Here is a 21,511-nt window from a genome sequence, read left to right on the forward strand (position 1 = left end):
TGAGGCGGGGAAACACCCCGCCTTTTTTCCACCGGTCTTTTGACCTGAGTGTTGACCCTGGCAAGAGGGACCCTGTTTCGTGGAATTCCTGACTGAAAACCCCATCCCGATCGGCGCCTGGGCGAAGTCTTTCGTCGACTGGCTGACGACGAATTTCAACCTGTTCTTCGACCAGCTCGCCAACGTGCTTTCGGCGATCATTTCGGTCCTGCTCTACATCCTCCAGACGCCGCACCCGCTTATCATCATCGCCGTCGTGACGGCGCTCGCATGGTGGTTCCGCCGCTCCCTCGGCATTGCCGCCTTCACCTGTCTCGGGCTACTCCTGATCGTCAATCAGGGCTATTGGCAGGAGACCACGGAAACGCTGGCGCTGGTTCTTGCGGCAACCTTTGTCAGCATGGCCGTCGGCGTGCCCCTCGGCATAGCTGCGGCGCGCCGTGCCTGGATCTACTCGATCATGCGGCCGATTCTGGACCTGATGCAGACGATCCCCACCTTCGTCTACCTCATTCCGGCGCTGATCCTTTTCGGACTCGGAATGGTACCGGGGCTGATCGCCACCGTCATTTTCGCCATTCCCGCGCCGATCCGGCTGACGCGGCTCGGCATCATCTCGACGCCGCCGGCGCTGGTCGAGGCCGCCGAATCCTTCGGCGCGACGCCCTGGCAGGTGCTGCGCAAGGTCGAACTGCCCTTCGCCATGCCGCAGATCATGGCAGGCCTGACCCAGACCATCATGCTGTCGCTCTCGATGGTGGTGATCGCAGCGCTCGTCGGTGCCGACGGTCTTGGCGTGCCCGTCCTCAGGGCGCTGAACACGGTGAACATCGCAAGGGGATTCGAGTCCGGTCTCTGTATCGTCATTCTCGCGATCGTTCTCGACCGTCTTTTCCGCTCGTCCGATGAAGGAGAAGGCGCATGACCGACGCCGTCATTTTCAAGAATGTCGACATCATCTTCGGCAAAAACCCGCAGATTGCGGTGCAGATGGTCGACCAGGGCAAGACGCGCGACGAGATCGGTGCCGCCACAGGCCTGGTACTGGGCGTCGCCGGCGCTTCGCTGACCATCAATGAAGGCGAGATCCTCGTTCTGATGGGGCTGTCCGGCTCCGGCAAATCGACGCTGCTCAGGGCCGTCAACGGCCTCGCGCCGGTGGTGCGCGGCGAGGTCGAGGTCAAGACCGCGAACGGATCGCTGAACCCCTATCGCTGCAACGCCAAGTCTCTGCGCGACTTCCGCATGCATACGGTCTCGATGGTGTTCCAGCAGTTTGCGCTTCTGCCGTGGCGAACGGTGGCGGACAATGTCGGCTTCGGGCTCGAACTGGCCGGCGTTGCCGATGCCGAACGAAGAAAGCGCGTCGGCGAGCAGCTTGAACTCGTCAACCTGGCCAAGTGGGCGGACCGCAAGGTCAACGAGCTCTCGGGCGGCATGCAGCAGCGGGTCGGCCTCGCAAGAGCCTTCGCCACCGGCGCCCCGATCCTGCTGATGGACGAGCCGTTCTCGGCTCTCGACCCGCTGATCCGCACGCGCCTCCAGGACGAACTGCTCGAATTCCAGCGGCGGCTGAAAAAGACGATTCTCTTCGTCAGTCACGATCTCGACGAGGCCTTCCGTATCGGCAACCGCATCGCCATCATGGAAGGCGGAAGAATCATCCAGTGCGGGACGCCGCAGGAGATCGTGAAGGAGCCGGCAAATCAGTACGTGGCCGATTTCGTCCAGCACATGAACCCGATCACCATGCTGACGGCGAAGGATGTGATGCAGACCGGCGTCGGGCGAGCCGCCGCCAGTACCGGCGTTTCGGCAACGGCCAGGCCCACTACGCCGCTCGTCGATATTCTCGACGCCATGTCGCGTCAGCCGGGCAGCATAGGTGTGGTCGACAACGGCTCCGTCGTCGGGACCATCGACGCCCAGAACATCGTCGAAGGATTGACGCGCCACCGCAACAAAAGTTGACGCGGCACGCTGGCCCGCCGGAAGGAGTCGATCATGAGCGAGAAACCCAGTGTGCTGCGCGAGACGGACGAGGAAGCACGCAAGCTCGCCCGGGTGCTTCTGCGTTCGGCGAGAAGCGGCGCGCTTGCCGGGATCGAGCCGGGGAGCGACGGTTTTCCCTTCGTCAGCCGTGTACTCGTCGGCATCGATATCGACGGAACGCCGGTCATCCTCGTGTCGCGGCTGTCGACGCATACTCAAGCGCTCACGGCGGACCGGCGCGCTTCGCTGCTGACCGGCGAGCCGGGCAAAGGCGACCCGCTCGCCCATCCGCGCCTGACGGTCCAGTGCGAGGCGGAGGCCGTCCCGCGCGATTGCGCGCTCCACCTGCGTCTTCGCGAACGATTCCTTCGCCGGCACCCCAAGTCCAAGCTCTATGCCGATTTTCCGGACTTCGGCTTCTTCCGTCTCAACCCGCTTCGGGCAAGCCTCAATGGCGGCTTCGGCCGCGCCTATGTGCTGACGGCGGAGGATCTCGCCATCGCTTCGCCGGCCGCCGCCGCCATCGCGGAAATGGAAGGCGGCGCGATCGAGCACATGAACGCCGATCACGCCGAAGCCGTGAGATATTATGCAACCACTCATTGCCGCGCACCGGAAGGCGACTGGAAGATCGTCGGCATCGATTCGGCAGGGCTCGACCTGTCGGACGGCGACCGTCTGCGCCGCCTGGAGTTCGAGACGCCCCTTGCCGACGCGGCCGAATTACGGCCAATTCTAAAAAAACTTTACCGTTAATCGCATCTTAGCTACCCCCATTTCTTGCAGGGGGTGGTTGCCCTTTTATGCATCACGGCTAATTATCGTGCTTCATCAATCATAACTACGTGTGATGAATTCTCGCATGGAGCACACGATGCAGCCTCTTCCGCCTGAAAAACACGAGGACGCCGAAATAGCAGCCGGTTTCCTTTCGGCCATGGCAAATCCGAAACGCCTGCTCATCCTCGACTCTCTCGTCAAGGAGGAAATGGCGGTTGGCGCCCTGGCCCATAAGGTCGGGCTGAGCCAATCGGCTCTTTCTCAGCACCTCTCGAAGCTTCGTGCGCAGAATCTGGTCAGCACCCGTCGTGACGCACAGACGATCTACTATTCGAGCTCGTCCGGCGCCGTGTTGAAGATTCTGGGCGCACTATCCGACATCTACGGCGAAGACACCGATGCCGTGGACGAAAAGCCTCTCGTTCGCAAATCGGCGTAACCTCCCAGCACGTCCGTCAACCGAACAGCACGCCTCATCAAGCCCCGCCGATCCGATCGCGGGGCTTCATTTTTGGCGGGCGAGCAGGCCTTCTCGGTCCTGCCGCAGACTGTCCCGCAGCATCGTGCTACATGATCGTGCCATGAACCTTGAAAGCGAAATTCTCATTCTCACCGGGCCACCCGGCTCCGGAAAGACCACGACAGCGCAGGCGCTCGCGGCAGAGCCAGGATCATCGAAGGTCCATCTTCACTGCGACGACTTCTGGCACTTCATCAAAAACGGGGCGATACCGCCCTATCTGCCCGAAGCTCACGAACAAAACGCCGTCGTTGTTGACGTGTTGACGAAAGTGGCCGCAACCTACGCACATGGCGGCTATTTCGTCATTGTGGACGGGATCGTCGGACCGTGGTTCCTGGAACCATTCAGGAAAATCACGGCACCGCTCCACTACGTCGTTCTGCGTCCGCCGCTCGATGTCGCCATCCGGCGCTGCCAACAGCGCGGCGGGGACACATTGACAGACCCCGTGCCCATCGCGGCGCTTCATCAGCAGCTCTCATCGCTCGGCCCCCTCGAGCGGCATGTTCTCCCGACCGAAGGACACACTCGGGAGGACACGCTGAGTGCCGTGATCCAGGCAGTGGAAAGCGGATCGTTTCGCTTGGCTTGACGCCCATCGGCGGGCTGATAGTTTGACCAACGGGTAAAGAATCCGCCCCGGCAAATCCAGATTGCCGGGACTCGACGAGGAGGAAAGACATGTCCAACCGCCTGAACACCACGCCCAACGACCTCAGAGCCTTCTGGATGCCCTTCACGGCCAACCGGCAGTTCAAGAAGGAACCGCGGCTGTTCGTCGGCGCCAAGGACATGTACTACACCACCCATGACGGGCGGACGGTTCTCGATGGAACTGCAGGGCTCTGGTGCGTCAATGCAGGTCACTGTCGTCCGAAGATCACCGAGGCGATTCGCGAACAGGCGGGCGAACTCGACTACGCGCCGGCCTTCCAGCTCGGCCATCCGAAAGCCTTCGAGCTCGCAAACCGGCTGGTCGACATCGCGCCCGAGGGCATGAACCACGTCCTCTACACCAACTCAGGATCGGAATCGGTCGATACCGCCTTGAAGGTGGCTCTCGCCTACCACCGCGCCAAGGGCAATGGCTCGCGCTTCCGCCTCATCGGCCGCGAGCGCGGCTATCACGGCGTCAATTTCGGCGGTATTTCGGTCGGCGGCATCGTCGCCAACCGAAAGATGTTCGGCACGCTGCTGACGGGCGTCGATCACCTTCCGCACACGCATCTGCCTGCTAAGAACGCCTTTACCCGCGGCGAGCCCGAGCACGGCGCCGACCTCGCGGCCGAACTCGAGCGCATCGTCACCCTGCATGACGCCTCGACGGTCGCCGCAGTCATCGTCGAGCCCGTCGCCGGCTCGACCGGTGTTCTCATCCCGCCGAAGGGCTATCTCCAGAAGCTGCGCGAAATCTGCACCAAGCACGGCATCCTGTTGATCTTCGACGAGGTCATCACCGGCTACGGCCGCCTCGGCACGCCCTTTGCCGCTCAATATTTCGACGTGAAGCCGGACATCATCACCACGGCCAAGGGGCTTACCAACGGCGTCATTCCGATGGGCGCGGTCTTCGTGACATCGGAAATCCACGACGCCTTCATGACCGGGCCGGAACACCTGATCGAGTTCTTCCACGGCTACACCTATTCGGGCAATCCGATCGCCTCGGCCGCGGCGCTTGGAACGCTGGATACCTACAAGGAAGAAGGGCTGCTGACGCGCGCCGCCGAACTTGCCCCCTACTGGGAGGAGGCGCTGCACTCGCTGAAGGACTGCCCGCATGTCATCGACATCCGCAATATCGGGCTGATCGGCGCGGTCGAACTCGAGCCGATCGCCGGCGAGCCGACAAAGCGCGCCTTCTCCGCCTTCCTCAAGGCTTACGAGAAAGGTCTGCTGATCCGCACTACGGGCGACATCATCGCATTGTCGCCGCCGCTGATCATCGAAAAGCAACAGATCGACGAGCTTTTCGACAAGCTGCGCGACGTTCTGAAGAACAATATCTGAGGCATTCCTGCCAAAGGCAAAATCCTTTCCCCGGATACGGGGAGAGGGTTATTGTCATGAAATCAATATCAAGACGAGGTGCACGCATGTCCGAAGCGCTGGAGCGTCTCATCGATCAGGGCGTCGGCCGCGAGCCGGCGGACATCGTGCTCAAGGGCGGGCGGTTCTTCGATCTGGTCACCGGCGAGCTGGTCGCCTCCGACATCGCCGTTTCGGGCGAGCGGATCGTCGGCACCTGCGGCGACTATCAGGGCCGTGAGGAGATCGACGTTACCGGCCGCATCGTCGTTCCCGGCTTCATCGACACGCATCTCCACATCGAATCGTCGCTCGTCACCCCGCACGAATTCGACCGCTGCGTGCTGCCGCTCGGCATCACCACTGTTATCTGCGATCCGCACGAGATCGCCAATGTGCTCGGCACCGAAGGCATACAATATTTCCTGGATTCGGCGACAGAGACGATCATGGACATCCGCGTCCAGCTCTCCTCCTGCGTGCCGGCGACCCACCTGGAAACGTCCGGTGCCGACCTGCCGGTCGAGCGCCTCACGCCCTTCCGCCACCACCCGAAGGTGATCGGCCTTGCCGAGTTCATGAACTTTCCCGGTGTGGTCAACAAGGATCCGGTTTGCCTCGCCAAGCTCGATGCCTTCCAAGACGGTCATATCGACGGCCATGCCCCCCTTCTCCGCGGCAAGGAACTGAACGGCTATCTCGCCACAGGGATCCGCACCGATCACGAATGCACGAGCGCGGAGGAAGCGCTCGAAAAGATACGCAAGGGCATGCACATCCTCGTTCGCGAAGGTTCCGTTTCCAAGGACCTGCAGGCCCTCATGCCGATTCTCACCGAGCGGCTGTCGCCCTATCTGGCCCTCTGCACCGACGACCGCAACCCGCTCGATATCGCCGAGCAGGGCCATCTCGACCACATGATCCGCACGGCTATCGCCGCCGGCGTCGAGCCGCTCGCCATCTATCGTGCCGCTTCGATTTCCGCCGCGCGCGCCTTCGGCCTGCGCGATCGCGGCCTCGTGGCACCTGGCTGGCGCGCCGACCTCGTCGTCGTCGACAGCCTGGAAAATTGCAAGGCCGAACTCGTCCTCTCCGCCGGCCGGCGCGTTACGGATGCTCTCTTCGCCGGGCGCAAGCCGGTCGAGCCGGTGGGGCTCGACAGCGTCAAGGCACGCGAGGTCAAGGCTGCGGACTTCGGCCTCCCCTACAATGAAGGCGAGACTTCGGTGCTCGGCGTTCTGCCCGGCAAGATCATCACCGAACACCGCCGATATCGCCTGCCCGCCGAAGGCAACCGGACCGGCGTCGATCTCGACCGCGACATCATCAAGGTCGCCGTGATCGAGCGCCACGGGGTCAATGGCAATCATGCCAATGGCTTCGTCCAGGGCTTCGGCCTGAAAAAGGGCGCGATCGCCTCCACGGTCGGCCACGACAGCCACAATATCTGTGTCGTCGGCGTGAGCGAGGAGGACATGGCTGTCGCCGCCAACCGGCTCGGCGAGATCAAAGGCGGCTTCGTCGTCGTCGAGGACGGCAAGGTCACCGGCGAGATCGCCCTGCCCGTCGCCGGCCTGATGAGCCTAGAACCGCACGAGCGCGTGCGCGATACGCTACACCATCTGCGTCAGGCCGCCTTTGCGCTGGGCGCCACGCTGGAAGAGCCCTTCCTGCAACTCGCCTTCCTGCCGCTGCCGGTGATCCCGCATTTGAAGATTTCCGACCGCGGGCTTGTCGATGTGGACAGGTTCATGCTGATCGGGTGAGGGTCGAGGCGCGGCATTCGCTGACGCAGCCGCACCTCGACTCCACTAGCGCAACCTTCCGCAGAAAACGTCGAGCGCGGCGAGACTGATCGCATTATCAGCGAAAACCGGTGCAAAACCGGGCATGGGATGCGGCTCGGCGACGAGCGTCGTCGGAAGGTGAAACGTCTGCGGCTCCTGGGTCAGGTTGAAGACGAACAGCAGCCGCTCGCCTTCCTTTTCTCTGGTGAAGACCAGAAGGTCCTGGTTGGTGCCCAGGAAGGTCATGTCTGCGTCGACCAGCGCGGACTGCGCCCGACGGAACGCAAGGGTCTGGCGATAATGCTCGAGCACCGATCCTTCGACGCCCTCCTGTGCATCCACCGCCAGCCTTCGGTGCCCGTCGCGCACCGGCAACCAGGGAGCCCCCTCGGAAAAGCCGGCATTCGTCAGCTCTCGTTCCCAGACCATCGGGGTCCGGCACCCGTCGCGTCCGGCGAAGGCCGGCCAGAAGCGGATACCGTATGGGTCGCGCAATTCTTCGAAGGCAAGCTCCGCCTCCGGCAGGCCGAGCTCCTCTCCCTGATAAAGGCAGATGGTGCCTCGAAGGCTGGCAAGCAGCGAGATCGCAAGCTTCGCCACGCGCTGCCGGTCGGCCTCGCGCGGCGCGAAGCGGCTGACATGACGCATGACGTCGTGATTGGAGAAGGCCCAGCAGACCCAGCCGTCCGTCACCGTAGACTGGAAATTCTCGACGCAGCGGCGGAAGTGGCGCGCGGTGAATTCCGGCCCGAGCAGGTCGAAGGTATAGCACATGTGCAGCTTGTCGCCGCCGCTCGTATAGGCGGCAACCGTCTGCAGCGAGCGTGACCCGTCGCCGACCTCCCCCACCGTCGCACGGCCGCCATATTCATCGAGCAGCGCTCGAAACCGGCGCAGGAAACCGAGGTTTTCCGGCTGCGTCTTGTCATAGAGGTGGTCCTGCATGCCGTAGGGATTGACCTCCGGAGCATCGCGGCTCGTTGCATCCGGATCCGGCACCAGCGGCGGATTGTCCCGCAGAAGCTTGTCGTGGAAATAGAAATTCGCCGTATCGAGCCTGAAACCGTCGACCCCGCGATCGAGCCAGAAGCGGACCGTCGCGAGCACCGCCTCCTGAACCTCCGGGTTGTGGAAGTTGAGGTCCGGCTGCGAAGACAGGAAGTTATGCAGGTAATATTGCCGGCGCACCCCGTCCCATTCCCAGCCCGGACCGCCGAAGATCGAAAGCCAGTTGTTCGGCGCCGTTCCGTCCGGCTTCGGGTCGGCCCACACATACCAATCCGCCATGGCATTGCTCCGGCTCGAGCGGCTTTCGACGAACCAGGGGTGCCGGTCGGATGTATGCGAGATCACCTGGTCGATGATCACCTTGAGCCCCAGCCGATGGGCCTCCGCCAGCATCTCGTCGAAATCTGCGAGCGTGCCGAACATGGGATCGACGTCGCAATAATCCGAAACGTCATAGCCCATGTCGGCCTGGGGCGACGTGAAGAAGGGCGAAAGCCAGATGGCGTCGACCCCGAGCGAGGCGATATGGGGAAGCCGCCGGGTGACACCGCGAAGGTCGCCCATTCCGTCGCCGTCCGTATCCTGGAAGGAGCGCGGATAGACCTGATAGATCACCGCTCCGCGCCACCAGTTTTCGTTCGATCCAGATGCCGCCGGCATGCGCAGCTCTCCATGGTTGGTTCAGCAACCCAGATTTATCTTCACCGCTTCTTCGAGTAAACGCCGCCGTCAACATTCGCTTGCTCGCGCAGTGACATGCGCTTAATTCGGATCAGCGGAAAGGGAGGACTGAATGACGGGCAAACTGCTTTCGATCGGCGAATGCATGGTGGAGCTCATGCAGGCGGAAGGCGACATGCTGCGCAAGGGCTATGCCGGCGACACCTTCAATACCGCCTATTACGCCCGGCTCTTCCTGCCGGCGGACTGGACGGTCGATTATTTCACGGCCGTCGGAACCGACACGGTTTCGGACGAGCTGCTGGCCTTCATCGAGAGCACCGGCGTCGGCGCGGCGCACATCCGCAGGATCGAAGGGCGAACGCCCGGCCTCTATATGATCCACCTCAAGAATGGCGAGCGCAGCTTTTCCTACTGGCGCTGGACTTCCGCTGCGAAACTGCTCGCGGACGATCCCGATCGGCTCCGGACGGCGATCGAGGCGGCGAATGTGGTGTTCTTCTCGGGAATCACCCTGGCGATCCTGTCGCCGGAGGCGGCAGAAACATTGCTTGCCGAGCTTCGGCGGGCAAAGGCGGGCGGGCGGCAGGTCGTCTTCGATCCGAACATCCGGCCACGCCTTTGGGACGACGCCGCACGGATGCGCGCGACGATCGAAGCCGGTGCGCGGGCCGCAACGATGGTGATGCCGAGCTTCGACGACGAGGCCACGCATTTCGGCGATGCATCCGTGGAAGCGACGATCGAGCGCTATCGGGAACTCGGCGCCGAAAACGTTGTGGTCAAGGATGGTGAAAACGGCGTCACGCTCGATTTTACGGGTGAAGACCGGGTTCACGTTCCCGCGTCGCAGGTTTCCGCCGTCGTCGATACGACCAGCGCCGGCGACAGCTTCAACGGCTCCTTCCTCGCCCGTCTTGCCAGCGGCGACAGTCCGGCCGATGCCGCGGTCTTCGCCGCCCGTGTTGCGGCCGCCGTGATCGGTCACCATGGCGCGCTGATCGGACGGGACAAGCTGCCGCGGGGTTAAAGCGCGATCCGGGTGAAGGTGGCAGCAGCCCCCCTGCCGGGCGGAGGGGTACCCTACACGCTTCGTGCCACCGCTTCCCGCCGGAACCCCTTGCTCGCGACCATGAGATTGCGCGTATATTCCTCCGCAATGCGGCCGGCGACCAGGTCTGCCGAGGTCAGCCGCTCCACAACGCGGCCGTTCTGCATCACCGCCAGCCGTTCGCACATATGGGTGACGACGCCGAGATCGTGGCTCACCATGATGAAGGTCAGGCCGCGGTCCCGCCGCACCTCTTCGAGGAGGTTCAGCACTTCGGCCTGCACGGACGCGTCGAGCGCCGAGGTCGGCTCGTCGAGGAGCAGGATCGAGGGTTCCAAGATGAGGGCGCGTGCGATCGCGACGCGCTGGCGCTGGCCACCGGAGAGCTGGTGCGGATAGCGGAAGCGGAAACCGGATCCGAGGCCCACCTCGTCCAGGGCCTTCAGGATGCGGCGCTCGCCGTCGCCGATGCCGTGGATCGCCAGAGGCTCCATCAGCTGCCGGTCGACCGTCTGGCGCGGATGCAGCGAACCGTAAGGATCCTGGAACACCATTTGCACCGCCCGATAAAAGGCCTTGTCACGACGCGTGCCACGAACCTCGCGGCCTGAAACCCGGATCGTTCCTTCACTTGCCGCGGTGAGGCCGGCGACGGCGCGCAGCAGGGTGGACTTGCCCGAGCCGGATTCGCCGACGAGGCCGAAGGACTCGCCCTTCGCGACATCCACGCGGACGGCATCGAGCGCCTTGAACTCGTCGAAGACGACGCTCAGATTTTCGACGGATACGGCCTCGGTCATAGCGCCCACTCCGGTTTGCGGTCGAGCACCGGCAATGGATGGCGATCCGACCCGATCACCGGCATGCAGTTCAGGAGACCTCGTGTATAGGGATGTTTGGCATTGCCGAGTTCCGAAGCGGCGATCTCCTCGACGATCCTGCCCGCATACATCACCAGAACGCGGTCGCAGAAGGAGGAGACGAGGCGCAGGTCGTGCGAGACGAAGATCAGCCCCATGCCGCGTTCCGCCACCAGCTTGTCGAGGATCGCGAGGACTTCGAGCTGAACCGTCACGTCGAGCGCCGAGGTCGGCTCGTCCGCGATCAGGAGCTCCGGCCCGGCAACCAGCATCATCGCGATCATCGCCCGTTGTCCCATGCCGCCCGAGACCTCGTGCGGATAAAGGTCGAAGACGCGGGAAGCATCGCGTATCTGCACGGCTGCGAGCATGTCGAGCGCCCTCTCCCGCGCTTCCGCGCGGCCGACCTTCTCATGCCGCCGCAAGGTCTCGACGATCTGCCGTCCAATGCTCATCACCGGGTTCAGCGAATACTTCGGATCCTGCAGGATCATGGCGATGCGCTTGCCACGCAGGTCCCGCCGGAGTTTTGGGGAGGCCGAAAGAAGATCGATCCCTTCGAAGGCAAGCCGTTTCGCCGTCACTTCCGCGTGCGGCGGCGTCAGCCCCATGATGGCACGGCCCGTCTGCGACTTGCCGGAGCCGCTTTCGCCGACGATGCCGAGGCGCTCGCGCCCGAGGGTAAAGGAAACCCCGCGAACGGCCTCGACAACCCCGGTGCGCGTCGGGAACCGGACCCGGAGGTCCTCGACTGTCAGAAGCGCGCTCATTGGCCGCTCTCCCGAGGATCGAGCGCATCGCGCAGCCCGTCACCGAGCAGGTTGAAGCCGAGGCTGACGATCAGGATGGCGATGCCGGGCATGGTCGCCACCCACCACTGGTCGAGGATGAAGCGCCGGCCGGAGGCGATCATGGCGCCCCATTCCGGCAGCGGCGGTTGCGCGCCGAGGCCGAGGAAGCCGAGGCCAGCGGCCGTCAGGATGATGCCGGCCATGTCGAGCGTAACGCGGACGATCAGCGACGACATGCACATGGGCATGACATGGCGGAAGACGATGCGCAGAGGCGACGCGCCCATCAGCCGCACAGCGGCGATGTAATCGGAATTGCGCACCGTCAGCGTTTCGGCGCGGGCGATGCGCGCATAGGGCGGCCAGGAGGTGATGGCGATCGCGATCACCGCATTTTCGATCCCCGGGCCGAGCGCCGCGACGAAGGCGAGCGCGAGCACGAGCTTCGGAAAGGCGAGGAAGATGTCGGTGATGCGCATGAGGACCGCGTCGACCCATCCGCCGGCATAGCCGGCGACGGCGCCGACGATCAGGCCGACCGGTGCCGCGATGACTGCGACGAGAAGGACGACGAGGAGCGTCAGCCGCGAACCGTGTATCAGCCGGGAGAGAATATCGCGGCCCTGGTCGTCCGTGCCGAGCAGGTAGCCTTCGCTGCCGGGCGGCAGAAGCCGCGCGCCGGCAAGGTTTCCGATGACCGGAGAGTGAGGCGCGAGCGCATCGGCGAAGATCGCAACGAATACGAGCGCCAGCAGAATGCAAAGGCCGAGCACCGCAAGCCGGTTGGCGGAGAAGCGCCGCCAGGTCATATAGGCGCGGCCGAGCCGAGCCTGGGTTCGCGACTGCGGGCGATCTGAAAGCAGCCACTCGCGGCGCGTCATCGGGCGTGTTTCGGTGGCAAGGCTCATCGGGCGCGCGTCCTCGGGTCAAGCGTGCGGTAGAGAAGATCGGACAGGAGATTGATGGCGATGAAGACCGATCCGATGATGATCGTGCCGCCGAGAACGGCATTCATGTCGGCATTCTGCAGTGAATTGGTGATGTAGAGGCCGAGCCCCGGCCAGGCGAATACGGTCTCCGTCAGGACCGACCCTTCGAGCAGGCCGGCATAGGAGAGCGCGATCACCGTCACCAGTGGAACCGCCGCATTGCGCAGCGCGTGCGTCCATATGATCCGCGCCTCCGAAAGGCCCTTGGCTCGCGCCGCAACGATATATTCCTGCTGCAGCTCGTTCAGCATGAAGCTGCGGGTCATGCGGCTGATATAGGCGAGCGAGAAATAGCCGAGCAGCGAAGCCGGCAGGATGATGTGCCGGAAGACGTCGCGGAAAACGTCCCATTGGCCCTGCCAGGCCGAGTCCAGGAGGTAGAAACCGGTGGCCGGCGTGAAGCTGTATTCGTAGACGATATCGATGCGGCCGGGATAGGCGACCCATTGCAGCCGCGCATAGAAGACGAGCAGCGCGAGCAATGCCAGCCAGAAGATCGGCACGGAATAGCCGACGAGGCCGATGACGCGAACAACCTGGTCGGCGATGCTGCCGCGCTTGACGGCGGCGAGAACGCCCAGCGGCACGCCGATGAATGCGCCGATCAGGGTTCCGAGCGTCGCGAGTTCCATGGTGGCCGGAAAGACGCGGCGGATATCCGCCATGACCGGATTGGTGGTCAGCACCGAGGTCCCGAAGTCGCCGGTGAATGCTTGCCGGCAATAGATGAAGAACTGCTGGTAAAGCGGCAGGTTGAGCCCCATCGCCTCGCGCGTGCGTTCCACGACGTGATTCGGCGCCCGATCGCCGAGAACGGCGAGCACCGGATCGATCGGGATGACGCGGCCGATGAAGAAGGTGACGGCGAGAAGGCCGAGATAGGTGGTTGCCACGACGACGAGAAACTGCAGTACCGCGACAAACGCCTTCCGGGAACGGGCGCGCCGGCGCCCGCTCATGGGTTCAATTCCGCTCATGCTCAAGGGAACGGTCCTTTCGACTATTCCTTGGATACGTTCCAGACGTAGTTGGTGTCGAAGCTCGGTCCGAGCTTGAAGCCCTCGACGTTGCCACGGAGGCCGGCGACCTCCGTCTGCTGAAAGATCAGGATGAAAGGACTATTCTCGAGAACCGTCTTCTGCAGCTCCTTGTAGATATCGGCGCGCTTGGCGCTGTTGCGTTCGAGGAGCGCGTCCTTGGTCTTCTTGCTGAGTTCCGGAACGTCCCAGGCGTTGCGCCAGGCGAGCGTCTTGTTCGTGCCTTCGTCGGAATTGTCCGGATTGTTGGTGAAGGTATCGGCATTGGAGTGCGGATCGAAATAATCCATGCCCCACTGACCGATATACATATCGTGGTTGCGGGCGCGGTACTTGGTCAGCGTCTGCTTGCCGTCACCGGGAATGATTTCGAGCTTCACGCCCGCCTCGGCCAGCGTCTGCTGGAAAGATTCGGCAATGCCGGTCACCGGCTGGGTGTTGCGCACATCCATCGTGACCGTGAAGCCGTCGGGATAACCCGCCTTCGCCAGCAGTTCCTTCGCCTTGGCAACGTCGAACGTGTAGGGGTTCTCGTTGAGAGCACCAAGCACGCCCTTCGGCAGGAAGCTCTGGTGAATCTCGCCTATGCCCTTGATCAGCGTCGAGCCGATCGCGTCATAGTCGACCAGATACTTGAAGGCCTGCTGCACCTCGGGTTTTGCCAGCGTCTCGTTCTTCTGGTTGAGACTGATGTAGTAGACCGTGCCCTTCGGCGCGCTCGCCATCGCCAGATCGGCATTCTTGCCGACCGCCTCGTAGTCGCCCGGCTCGAGGTTTCGCGCCACGTCGATGTCGCCGGCTTCGAGCGCCAGCCGCTGGCCGGAGCTTTCCTTCATGTGACGGTAGATGACGCGGGCGAGTTTCGCCGGTTCGCCGTAGAAGTTTTCGTTGCGCTCCAGAACCACGACCTCGTTTGCGCGCCATTCGCGCAGCTTGAACGGACCGGATCCGGCGTAACCGGTCTTCAGCCATTCATTGCCGAAGTCGTTGTCGTATTTGTATTCGTCGCTCGGCGTAACGGATTTCACGTGCTCGAGCACGAGCTTCTTGTCCACGACGGAGGCGACGGTCGCCGTGAGACAGTTGAGCACGAAGCTCGGCGCGTAGGGTTGGTCGACCGTGAAGACGAAGGTCTCGGCGTCGGCGGCCTTCGCCTTTTCCGTGACGTTGTCGCCGGTGAGGCCGAACTGCGTAAGAATGAAGGCCGGGCTCTTGTCGAGCTTGACGGCGCGTTCGAACGAATAGGCGACGTCCTCGGCGGTGATCGGATTGCCGGAGGCGAATTTCATGCCGGACTTGAGCTTGAACGTATAGGTCAGGCCGTCATCGGAGACCGTCCAGCTTTCGGCGAGGTCGCCGATGACCTTGGACGTGTCGTTGAGATCGAGCCGGACGAGCAGGCTGTAGGTGTTGCTGGTCATCTCGGCGGTCGACAGCTCGAAAGCTTCGCCCGGATCCATGGTGATGATGTCGTCGAACGCGAAGCCCTCGACCAGCGTATCCTTCGGCGTTTCCGCGAAGGACGGCTGGGCCGCACCCATTGCCATGGCGAGTGCCGCCGAGGCGGCAAGAACTCGAAAACGTCCGTTGAGCTTGTGCATCATATCGCGCTTCCCTCTTTTAACCCTTCTCGGGCTTTTCTTCATGATGATCAGGCAGGCTTGTGCCACGCCTGACCCAGAACTCTCAGCCAGTTCTCCCGGCATATTTTCGCCAGGTCGGCGTCACCATATCCGGCGTCTTCCAGCGCGGCAACGAGCTTCTGATTTCCCGCCGCGTCGGCGATTTCCTCGGGGATGGTCGCGCCGTCGAAGTCCGATCCGAGCGCCACGCAATCGATACCGATACGTTCGACCAGATAGTCGACGTGGCGGACCATGTCGGAAAGCGGCGTCGCGGCGTTCTCCTGCCCATCGGGGCGCAGCATCGTCGTCGCATAGTTGAGGCCGACGATGCCGCGGCTCTCGCGGATGGCGTCGAGCTGCCGGTCGGTCAGGTTACGGGCGACCGGCGTCAGCGCATGAACATTGGAATGGCTGGCGACGAGCGGCTGGTCGGTCGTCTTGGCCACGTCCCAGAAACCCTTTTCCGTGATGTGCGCGAGGTCGATCAGAATGCCGAGCCGGTTGCAGGCGCGCACGAGTTCGAAGCCGGCTTCGGTAAGGCCGGCCCCCGTATCGGGCGACATCGGGTAGGCGAAGGGAACGCCATGACCGAACACGTTATGGCGGCTCCATACGGGGCCGAGCGAGCGAAGTCCGGCGGCGTGGAAGGTCTCCAGCGCCGCGAGGTCGGGCCCGATCGCCTCGCAGCCCTCCATATGCAGGACGGCAGCAAACACCTCGTCGGCCATTGCCGCGCGTATCTCTTCAACCGAACGGCAAAGCCGCCAGGCGCCGGCACGGTCGAGCTTGAACGCGATGTCTGCGAGCTCCATGGCGGTCGCGAGCGACGGCAAGTGGTCGAGCGGCGCCGCCATGGGCGTCGCGTAATGGCCATTCTCATCCGGCGTCTTGAGCACCAGATCGCCGGACGGGACGTAAATCGCACAGAGGCCGCCTGCGAGACCGCCTGCCTTGGCGCGCGCCGCATCGATGTGGCCCTTATCGGTGCCTTCCGAAAACTCGGCCACCGGGTCGGCACCGCCGCGTGCATGTTGCCAAAGGCGCAAAAGCACATCGTTATGGCCGTCGAAAACCGCCTGCATTCCCAAATTTCCTTCGTTATATCAGGGGGATCGGATGGGACATCGCCACCTCGCGTCCGGACGGAGACGAAAGGCGATGCTATTGAAACGGATTGCGCATTTCAATGAATATCAGGGAATTTCAGTGGATAGGCTGTAGCGAAAACTTGCAGGAAGCCGGCCTCGATCGTCCCCGCGATCAATGGAACGTGGATTTCGAGAAGAGGTTGAGTACCAGCACGCCGGCGATGATGAGCCCCAGCCCGAGAATGGCCGGCAGATCGAGCTTCTGACCGAAAACCACGTAGCCGGCGATCGAGATCAGCACGATGCCGAGGCCACTCCAGAGCGCATAGGCGATGCCGACCGGGATGTAGCGGAGCGCATAGGAGAGGAAGAAGAAGGCGACCGCGTAGCACAGAATCATGAGCACGGTGGGCGTCAGCCGCGTGAAGTGCTGCGCCGCCTGCATGGCGGACGTGCCGAGCACTTCGAAGACGATGGCGATCACCAGAACGGTGTAGAGCGTGGCGGGATTCACGGAACGTCTCCGATCGAAGTATGGGAAAGCGGCACGGGTCTGCCCTCTATTCCAGCGAAAGCGCGTTGAGTTTCTGAAGCAGGATCGCCCTGGTCGACGCTTCGATGTCGTGGCTGCGCATCAGATCCGACAGCCAGACGCCATCGGCGGCGAAGCGGGCGAGCAGGCAATTTGGCGAACTGTCCGTCGCGGCGAATTGCGCGGACCGGCGCGCCACCCATTCGCGCCAACGCTCCTTGAGGTGCGGCTCGGCCAGGAGCGCAATGGTGAGCATCTGCCAGCCTTGCGCCTCCGCATCGAGCGCGAAACAGACGCCGAGATAGGCACGCGTAAAGCGTCCCTTCTCGACGTCATCTCCGGCCATCGCTTCGTCGAGGGCGCTGTCGAAACGCACGACGAGGTCATCGAAGAGGGCGTCGAGCAGAGCCAGCTTGTTCGGGAAATGGTGCAACAGCCCGCCTTTGCTGACACCCGCCGCCTGCGATACGGCGTCGAGGGTCACCGCGGCGATGCCCTGCTCCAGCGACAGGCGTCCCGCGACCTCCAGCAATTGCCGGCGGACGCGTTGCGGCTGCTTCTTTCTTGAAGGCGCGTTTGTCATAGCTCATAAACATACCGTCTGGACGGTTTGTCAAGTGGCTTTCCTCGGGGCGATGATTGTCGCGCGGAAGGCAGACGACGATCACTGCCGCGCCGAAAAGCCGCAAGCGAAGGAATGGCAAGGCATTGCCCGCCCGGGTCGCGCGCTGTACCAATCCCGGCGAGGAACGTGACCATGACGGAACCGCAAACGACGACGCTTTACGAGGCGATCGGTGGCGACGCCACCGTGCGCGCCCTGACGCGGCGCTTCTACGAACTGATGGACAGCCTGCCCGAGGCGGCGAACTGCCGCGCCATCCACCCGCCGGATCTGACCGGCAGCGAGGAAAAGTTCTACGAATATCTGACCGGCTGGCTCGGTGGACCGCCGATCTATGTGCAGAAACGCGGCCACCCCATGCTGCGTCGCCGGCACTTCATTGCCGGGATCGGGCCTGTCGAGCGCGACGAATGGCTTTTCTGCTTCACCCGCGCACTCGAAGAAACCGTCTCCCACCCGAAGCTGAGGGAGATCATTCTGGAGCCGATCACCCGGCTCGCCCATCATATGCAGAACAAGGAATAGCCAGGATGCCGAACAGCGGACTGCGCTCGACCATGCTTTTCGTAGCCGGCCTCATGGGCCTCTTCGGCGTCGCGAGTGCCGCCGCCGCTTCGCATGGCGATCCGCGTCTTCTCGGCGGCGCATCGGCCATGTGCCTCGCCCACGCACCGGCGCTCGTCGCGCTTCATGCCGGATGGGCGCACTTCCGCACCGCCGCCCTCGCCGCCTTGCTGCTGGCGGCAGGCACGGCACTCTTTGCCGGAGACCTCACCATGCGCCATTTCTCGGGCCACGGCCTCTTCCCAATGTCGGCGCCGCTCGGGGGCCTGACGATGATGGCCGGCTGGCTTGCCGTCGCGATCGGGGCATTCCTGCGCCCGGAAGCGTGAGGAGGACCGTCTGATCGCGGCGAGCGCGCTGAAGATCAGGCACCCTCGACGACGGTAAAGCCCTCGAACTTCGGGGGACCGAGATACATTGCCTTGTTTTCGCCGGCGCTTCGGTGCGCCGCCCGGAAATTATCGGACTTGGTCCAGGCGATGAAGGCGTCCTTGGTCTCCCAGGCCGATTTCGAAATAAAAGGCGTGTAGCCTTCCTCCGGCACGCTGTCGCCGCGCAGCAGATGGAATTCGATGAAACCCGGCATCTCCGAGAGAGAAGAGTCCCGCGCCTTCCAGACCGCCTCGAAGGCCTCCTCCTGGCCGGCTGCGACACGGAAACGGTTCATGGCGAAAAACATGGCTAGCTCTCCTGTAGCGGGATGAGGAAAGTGTGTGCGGTTTTTCGCCCGCATCCCGCGCCTCAACTATTAGCGCATCCCAATGTTTCATGGAAACACTGGAATGCCCTAACCCTTGGTCCAACGCACTTCCGGACGGAAGCGGTTACACACGTTTCCTGGAAGCGATCTAGGCCTTCTTTTGCGAGACGGGCTGCGCGATCGTTGACGGAAACGGCAGGACAGCTCCCCCGCTCGGCGGCGCAAGGCCGAGAGGATCCCTCGCCGGCGGGCGCGCTTGCCAGGTCGGAAACTCGGTCACGTTTTCGTTTTCCTCGAGCATCCGTGCTCGGCGCGTGAGAAGCTCGTAGAGCTCGGGAACCAGTCCGTCACCGAATTGCGAAGCGAGTTTGTGGAGACCGATCATCGTCATCTGATCGGGACGTTCGTCATGCATTGGAAGCTCCATGCGGCCGGCGAATCTCGTCTGACCGCTCGTAAAAGATTCAGTTCTCGCTGCCGTTTCCGGTCAGATCCTGAAGCGCTCGCTCGAGACTCGACTTCGAGCCGTTGCGCAACGGCACGAAGGCCTTGCCCCACTTCTTGCAGCCGGTCTTCACGCGAAGACACGCATCGTGGCTGATGCAGTCGATCGGGCAGAAGACGCAGTCGACCGAGGGCAGGACGCGATCGATGCGCGATACCGCCTCCCGTAAACCGCCGTCATGGTGGATGAGTTCCGCGCCGTAGGAACTGGCGATCTGGCGCAGATGTGCAACCTGGCAGTCGCGTCCGCCGACATAGAGGAAGCTGCGGCCCTCGAGCGTCGCCTTTCCGGCATTGGATTGCGGCTCGCTCTGCGCATCCTTTGCCCTGCCTTTGCCGCCCTTGCCTGCATTCTGGTGCCGCTTGCCACCCATCCGTCGTCTCCGTCTTGCTCCGCGACGCCGGCCCTGCGACCCATCGCCAATCAGATTTCGCACACACCGATCGGTTGCGTGACGGAGGCAACCTATAAAACTTGATAGCAGGAGTAAAGTATAAACATGAGTGTTTTTATCATATATTCGATGCTCGCCTTCGCGACATTTTCCTCGCTCGCGGAAGCAGATTCCACAGCCTGAATTCACCGGGTGAAGGACACCGGTATGTTGAATTCCCATCTGTCGCGGCCCGCACCGGCGGGAATGGCCGGGAAAGGTGCCGCCCGGCGCACGGTTTCCAACGCCGCCTGATCGAGGACGGGTGAACCGGCGCTTTTCGTTATGCCGACCCTTGCCACCCCACCACCGGAAGTTACGGTAAAGCTGACATGGGCAACACCGCGCAGCCCCTGCCGTCTGGCCTCGGCCGGGTAGCGAATAGCGCGGGTCAGCTTTCTTCTGACCTTGCCGGGATAGTTCGACACCGCGGCATTGCCGATTTCCCGCGATGCACCGCGGCTTTCTCCGGTGGCGGCAGCCGCCGTGGCATTCTCCACGCCGTCGGTCTTGCCCTTTTTCTGCGATTTCGCCTGGGCGCCGCCCTCACCTGCCTTTTTTCGGACGACCTTCTTTTTCTTCGCCGGCTCCTTCTTCGGCTCGACCTTCTCGACCTCGGGCTTCAAGACTTCCTCAGGGTCCGGTCTCTCCTGCGGAATGACGGTCTCGGCCGGAGCGATGCTTGCGATCACGTCTGCTTCTTCGACCTGGCTCGCCGGCATTTCTTCCGCGGGAAGTATGACGTCCGCCTCCGTCGGCGTCATCTCGGACGGCTCCTGGGCAACAGGTTCGGTCGGCACCGGCTCTACGGCTTCGACCACCTCTTCCGTCGGTTCGATCTCGGTCGGCTTCAGTTCCTCGGGCGTCTCTTCCGTCGGCTCCACCACTTCGGATGGGTCTCCCGCCTGAACGGCATCTTCGAAGGCGTTGCCCATCAGCGACACTTCCACGGTGGAGCCGCCGGCGATGAGCGCCAGCTCCTTTTCCTCATCAGGAGCAAGCAACATCGCCCCGCCGGCGTGCGCCAGCAGGGAAAGGCCGATCGCCGCCGCCCATTTCACCATGTGTTTCATTCTGTCTTGCCTTCCGCCGGCAATTTCGCGAACGCGAACCTCAGCCCTTGAGCTCCACGGCCGATTTCGAGCCGGTCTTCAGGCCCGTCATACATGCACCCTTGTCGATGCCTTCGCCGACGCAGGTCGGCGCATCGTTGATCAGCAGGCTTTTCACCGCCTCGCACTTCGTACCCGGCAGATCGAATTGCCTGACTTTCGTCTTGCCCGCGGGAAGATCCCTGAAATCGAGCACGGCCATGCGCTCGACCAGACCTTTCTGATCGAAGAGCACGAATTCGAACGAGACCTTCGAAAGAGCGAGCGCGCTACTGGCGACGAAGGTCAACTTGCATCCCTTTTCCGACGACGCGATCTCGTTGAGCTCGATCGAAAGGCCGGCTGGCGCGGCAGCATCCTGCGCTCCGGCTGCCCCTGCCGTGAAGAGAGCTGCAAAGGCCGCAAAGGCAAAACGGGAAAAATAAGTCATCCTGGCACCACTCGCTGTCCGCGGCGGTCCTTTCGGTTCCCGCACGCGTTCCTTTTAACTTGACCGCAACATTCCGGTATTGCGTCCTTAATGAAATATGAGTAGTGAAGTCAAGATACTAACTGGAATGGGCGGGATCAATGGATGACGCACTCGTCTCGTCTCCTACTCGCGAACCGGCAAAACCGTGACACCGAACGACAACGATAATCCACGATCCCCGCAGACCGGGACGCCGCTTAACCGGCCGCAACCGATCGTGGAGAGCCACGACCTATTCCGCGGCCACAACGAGATTCTCATTTCCCACGACGGGGCGATCTACCGGATGAAGATCACCCGCCAGGGCAAGCTGATTTTGAACAAGTAG

The 21,511-nt window shown here is 62.9% G+C and carries 25 protein-coding genes; 11 read left to right on the top strand and 14 right to left on the bottom strand.

Annotated features, from left to right (window positions below):
* Window positions 1-79: 79 nt before the first annotated feature.
* From choW to ade, 7 genes are all read left to right on the top strand, one after another.
* A complete protein-coding gene (choW, locus tag BHD07_RS19735; protein WP_003535852.1) occupies window positions 80-925 on the top strand; it encodes a choline ABC transporter permease subunit in 846 nt (281 codons plus the stop codon).
* A complete protein-coding gene (gene choV, locus BHD07_RS19740) occupies window positions 922-1,971 on the top strand; it encodes a choline ABC transporter ATP-binding protein (protein ID WP_338282750.1) in 1,050 nt (349 codons plus the stop codon). Before choW ends, choV begins: the two co-directional genes overlap by 4 nt.
* Window positions 1,972-2,004: 33 nt before the next feature.
* Complete coding sequence (locus BHD07_RS19745; RefSeq protein ID WP_018095692.1) at window positions 2,005-2,748, top strand: HugZ family pyridoxamine 5'-phosphate oxidase; 744 nt, start codon at window positions 2,005-2,007, stop codon at window positions 2,746-2,748.
* Between the two features lie 118 nt (window positions 2,749-2,866).
* Window positions 2,867-3,211, top strand: coding sequence for an ArsR/SmtB family transcription factor (locus tag BHD07_RS19750; RefSeq protein WP_020487479.1), 345 nt, complete (start codon window positions 2,867-2,869; stop codon window positions 3,209-3,211).
* A 142-nt stretch (window positions 3,212-3,353) separates the two neighbouring features.
* Window positions 3,354-3,887, top strand: a complete 534-nt coding sequence (locus tag BHD07_RS19755; protein WP_100671861.1) for an ATP-binding protein — start codon at window positions 3,354-3,356, stop codon at window positions 3,885-3,887.
* An 89-nt stretch (window positions 3,888-3,976) separates the two neighbouring features.
* Complete coding sequence (locus BHD07_RS19760) at window positions 3,977-5,305, top strand: aspartate aminotransferase family protein (protein ID WP_018095695.1); 1,329 nt, start codon at window positions 3,977-3,979, stop codon at window positions 5,303-5,305.
* A gap of 86 nt (window positions 5,306-5,391) precedes the next feature.
* Entirely contained in the window at window positions 5,392-7,089 is a 1,698-nt protein-coding gene (ade, locus tag BHD07_RS19765) for an adenine deaminase (protein ID WP_338282758.1), read from the top strand.
* A 45-nt stretch (window positions 7,090-7,134) separates the two neighbouring features.
* Here the strand turns inward: ade and bglA are convergent, their stop codons facing one another.
* A complete protein-coding gene (gene bglA / locus BHD07_RS19770) occupies window positions 7,135-8,778 on the bottom strand; it encodes a beta-galactosidase BglA (protein WP_100671863.1) in 1,644 nt (547 codons plus the stop codon).
* Window positions 8,779-8,911: 133 nt separating this feature from the next.
* Here bglA and BHD07_RS19775 point away from each other — a divergent pair, with 133 nt between their 5' ends.
* Window positions 8,912-9,829 carry a sugar kinase gene (locus tag BHD07_RS19775; protein WP_100671864.1) on the top strand — a complete coding sequence of 306 codons (918 nt, stop codon included), beginning with the start codon at window positions 8,912-8,914 and terminating at the stop codon, window positions 9,827-9,829.
* 53 nt (window positions 9,830-9,882) lie between these two features.
* Here the strand turns inward: BHD07_RS19775 and BHD07_RS19780 are convergent, their stop codons facing one another.
* From BHD07_RS19780 to BHD07_RS19815, 8 genes are all read right to left on the bottom strand, one after another.
* On the bottom strand, window positions 9,883-10,650 hold the full coding sequence (locus tag BHD07_RS19780; RefSeq protein ID WP_100671865.1) for an ABC transporter ATP-binding protein: 768 nt from the start codon (window positions 10,648-10,650) through the stop codon (window positions 9,883-9,885).
* Window positions 10,647-11,480: an ABC transporter ATP-binding protein gene (locus BHD07_RS19785; RefSeq protein WP_100671866.1), complete on the bottom strand. Its 834-nt coding sequence runs from the start codon at window positions 11,478-11,480 to the stop codon at window positions 10,647-10,649. Before BHD07_RS19785 ends, BHD07_RS19780 begins: the two co-directional genes overlap by 4 nt.
* Entirely contained in the window at window positions 11,477-12,409 is a 933-nt protein-coding gene (locus tag BHD07_RS19790) for an ABC transporter permease (RefSeq protein WP_100671867.1), read from the bottom strand. The genes BHD07_RS19785 and BHD07_RS19790 overlap by 4 nt, the downstream gene beginning before the upstream one ends.
* Window positions 12,406-13,467, bottom strand: coding sequence for an ABC transporter permease (locus BHD07_RS19795; RefSeq protein WP_033047285.1), 1,062 nt, complete (start codon window positions 13,465-13,467; stop codon window positions 12,406-12,408). The genes BHD07_RS19790 and BHD07_RS19795 overlap by 4 nt, the downstream gene beginning before the upstream one ends.
* A gap of 23 nt (window positions 13,468-13,490) precedes the next feature.
* Window positions 13,491-15,131: an ABC transporter substrate-binding protein gene (locus tag BHD07_RS19800; protein ID WP_338282764.1), complete on the bottom strand. Its 1,641-nt coding sequence runs from the start codon at window positions 15,129-15,131 to the stop codon at window positions 13,491-13,493.
* 47 nt (window positions 15,132-15,178) lie between these two features.
* Window positions 15,179-16,234 (bottom strand): dipeptidase, encoded by a 1,056-nt coding sequence (locus BHD07_RS19805; protein WP_100671869.1) that lies wholly within the window; start codon window positions 16,232-16,234, stop codon window positions 15,179-15,181.
* 178 nt (window positions 16,235-16,412) lie between these two features.
* Window positions 16,413-16,754 (bottom strand): DMT family transporter, encoded by a 342-nt coding sequence (locus BHD07_RS19810; RefSeq protein WP_100671870.1) that lies wholly within the window; start codon window positions 16,752-16,754, stop codon window positions 16,413-16,415.
* Between the two features lie 46 nt (window positions 16,755-16,800).
* Complete coding sequence (locus BHD07_RS19815; protein WP_018095706.1) at window positions 16,801-17,355, bottom strand: TetR/AcrR family transcriptional regulator; 555 nt, start codon at window positions 17,353-17,355, stop codon at window positions 16,801-16,803.
* A 174-nt stretch (window positions 17,356-17,529) separates the two neighbouring features.
* On the opposite strand from BHD07_RS19815, the gene BHD07_RS19820 reads away from it, so the two are divergent.
* The gene (locus BHD07_RS19820) at window positions 17,530-17,922 is read left to right on the top strand and encodes a globin domain-containing protein (protein WP_100671871.1); all 393 of its coding nucleotides are present in this window, start codon (window positions 17,530-17,532) and stop codon (window positions 17,920-17,922) included.
* 5 nt (window positions 17,923-17,927) lie between these two features.
* Window positions 17,928-18,290, top strand: a complete 363-nt coding sequence (locus BHD07_RS19825) for a DUF423 domain-containing protein (RefSeq protein ID WP_018095708.1) — start codon at window positions 17,928-17,930, stop codon at window positions 18,288-18,290.
* Between the two features lie 35 nt (window positions 18,291-18,325).
* Here the strand turns inward: BHD07_RS19825 and BHD07_RS19830 are convergent, their stop codons facing one another.
* The 5 genes from BHD07_RS19830 to BHD07_RS19850 all read right to left on the bottom strand — a co-directional run bounded on the left by BHD07_RS19830 (window position 18,326) and on the right by BHD07_RS19850 (window position 21,141).
* The gene (locus BHD07_RS19830) at window positions 18,326-18,640 is read right to left on the bottom strand and encodes an antibiotic biosynthesis monooxygenase family protein (RefSeq protein WP_100671872.1); all 315 of its coding nucleotides are present in this window, start codon (window positions 18,638-18,640) and stop codon (window positions 18,326-18,328) included.
* Window positions 18,641-18,809: 169 nt separating this feature from the next.
* Entirely contained in the window at window positions 18,810-19,076 is a 267-nt protein-coding gene (locus BHD07_RS19835; protein WP_100671873.1) for a hypothetical protein, read from the bottom strand.
* A gap of 49 nt (window positions 19,077-19,125) precedes the next feature.
* Window positions 19,126-19,539: a DUF2325 domain-containing protein gene (locus tag BHD07_RS19840; protein ID WP_275597515.1), complete on the bottom strand. Its 414-nt coding sequence runs from the start codon at window positions 19,537-19,539 to the stop codon at window positions 19,126-19,128.
* 206 nt (window positions 19,540-19,745) lie between these two features.
* On the bottom strand, window positions 19,746-20,672 hold the full coding sequence (locus BHD07_RS19845) for an energy transducer TonB family protein (RefSeq protein ID WP_100671875.1): 927 nt from the start codon (window positions 20,670-20,672) through the stop codon (window positions 19,746-19,748).
* Window positions 20,673-20,712: 40 nt separating this feature from the next.
* Entirely contained in the window at window positions 20,713-21,141 is a 429-nt protein-coding gene (locus tag BHD07_RS19850) for a hypothetical protein (protein WP_100671876.1), read from the bottom strand.
* A 187-nt stretch (window positions 21,142-21,328) separates the two neighbouring features.
* Between BHD07_RS19850 and hemP the strand changes: the two genes are divergently transcribed.
* Complete coding sequence (gene hemP / locus BHD07_RS19855; RefSeq protein ID WP_100671877.1) at window positions 21,329-21,511, top strand: hemin uptake protein HemP; 183 nt, start codon at window positions 21,329-21,331, stop codon at window positions 21,509-21,511.

Origin of the sequence: Sinorhizobium sp. KGO-5 (genome assembly GCF_036245905.1) — a bacterium.
Classification (GTDB): Bacteria; Pseudomonadota; Alphaproteobacteria; order Rhizobiales; family Rhizobiaceae; genus Sinorhizobium; species Sinorhizobium meliloti_A.

Bases quoted from the DNA above. Each gene is read 5' to 3' on its own strand.
- ade (WP_338282758.1), top strand. From the start codon at position 5,392: ATGTCCGAAGCGCTGGAGCGTCTCATCGATCAGGGCGTCGGCCGCGAG.
- BHD07_RS19800 (WP_338282764.1), bottom strand. From the start codon at position 15,131: ATGATGCACAAGCTCAACGGACGTTTTCGAGTTCTTGCCGCCTCGGCG.
- choV (WP_338282750.1), top strand. From the start codon at position 922: ATGACCGACGCCGTCATTTTCAAGAATGTCGACATCATCTTCGGCAAA.
- BHD07_RS19780 (WP_100671865.1), bottom strand. From the start codon at position 10,650: ATGACCGAGGCCGTATCCGTCGAAAATCTGAGCGTCGTCTTCGACGAG.
- BHD07_RS19790 (WP_100671867.1), bottom strand. From the start codon at position 12,409: ATGAGCCTTGCCACCGAAACACGCCCGATGACGCGCCGCGAGTGGCTG.
- BHD07_RS19835 (WP_100671873.1), bottom strand. From the start codon at position 19,076: ATGCATGACGAACGTCCCGATCAGATGACGATGATCGGTCTCCACAAA.
- BHD07_RS19830 (WP_100671872.1), bottom strand. From the start codon at position 18,640: ATGTTTTTCGCCATGAACCGTTTCCGTGTCGCAGCCGGCCAGGAGGAG.
- BHD07_RS19745 (WP_018095692.1), top strand. From the start codon at position 2,005: ATGAGCGAGAAACCCAGTGTGCTGCGCGAGACGGACGAGGAAGCACGC.
- BHD07_RS19805 (WP_100671869.1), bottom strand. From the start codon at position 16,234: ATGCAGGCGGTTTTCGACGGCCATAACGATGTGCTTTTGCGCCTTTGG.
- BHD07_RS19825 (WP_018095708.1), top strand. From the start codon at position 17,928: ATGCCGAACAGCGGACTGCGCTCGACCATGCTTTTCGTAGCCGGCCTC.
- BHD07_RS19775 (WP_100671864.1), top strand. From the start codon at position 8,912: ATGACGGGCAAACTGCTTTCGATCGGCGAATGCATGGTGGAGCTCATG.
- BHD07_RS19785 (WP_100671866.1), bottom strand. From the start codon at position 11,480: ATGAGCGCGCTTCTGACAGTCGAGGACCTCCGGGTCCGGTTCCCGACG.
- BHD07_RS19815 (WP_018095706.1), bottom strand. From the start codon at position 17,355: ATGACAAACGCGCCTTCAAGAAAGAAGCAGCCGCAACGCGTCCGCCGG.
- BHD07_RS19755 (WP_100671861.1), top strand. From the start codon at position 3,354: ATGAACCTTGAAAGCGAAATTCTCATTCTCACCGGGCCACCCGGCTCC.
- BHD07_RS19845 (WP_100671875.1), bottom strand. From the start codon at position 20,672: ATGAAACACATGGTGAAATGGGCGGCGGCGATCGGCCTTTCCCTGCTG.
- BHD07_RS19820 (WP_100671871.1), top strand. From the start codon at position 17,530: ATGACGGAACCGCAAACGACGACGCTTTACGAGGCGATCGGTGGCGAC.
- BHD07_RS19760 (WP_018095695.1), top strand. From the start codon at position 3,977: ATGTCCAACCGCCTGAACACCACGCCCAACGACCTCAGAGCCTTCTGG.
- bglA (WP_100671863.1), bottom strand. From the start codon at position 8,778: ATGCCGGCGGCATCTGGATCGAACGAAAACTGGTGGCGCGGAGCGGTG.
- BHD07_RS19850 (WP_100671876.1), bottom strand. From the start codon at position 21,141: ATGACTTATTTTTCCCGTTTTGCCTTTGCGGCCTTTGCAGCTCTCTTC.
- BHD07_RS19795 (WP_033047285.1), bottom strand. From the start codon at position 13,467: ATGAGCGGAATTGAACCCATGAGCGGGCGCCGGCGCGCCCGTTCCCGG.
- BHD07_RS19750 (WP_020487479.1), top strand. From the start codon at position 2,867: ATGCAGCCTCTTCCGCCTGAAAAACACGAGGACGCCGAAATAGCAGCC.
- BHD07_RS19840 (WP_275597515.1), bottom strand. From the start codon at position 19,539: ATGGGTGGCAAGCGGCACCAGAATGCAGGCAAGGGCGGCAAAGGCAGG.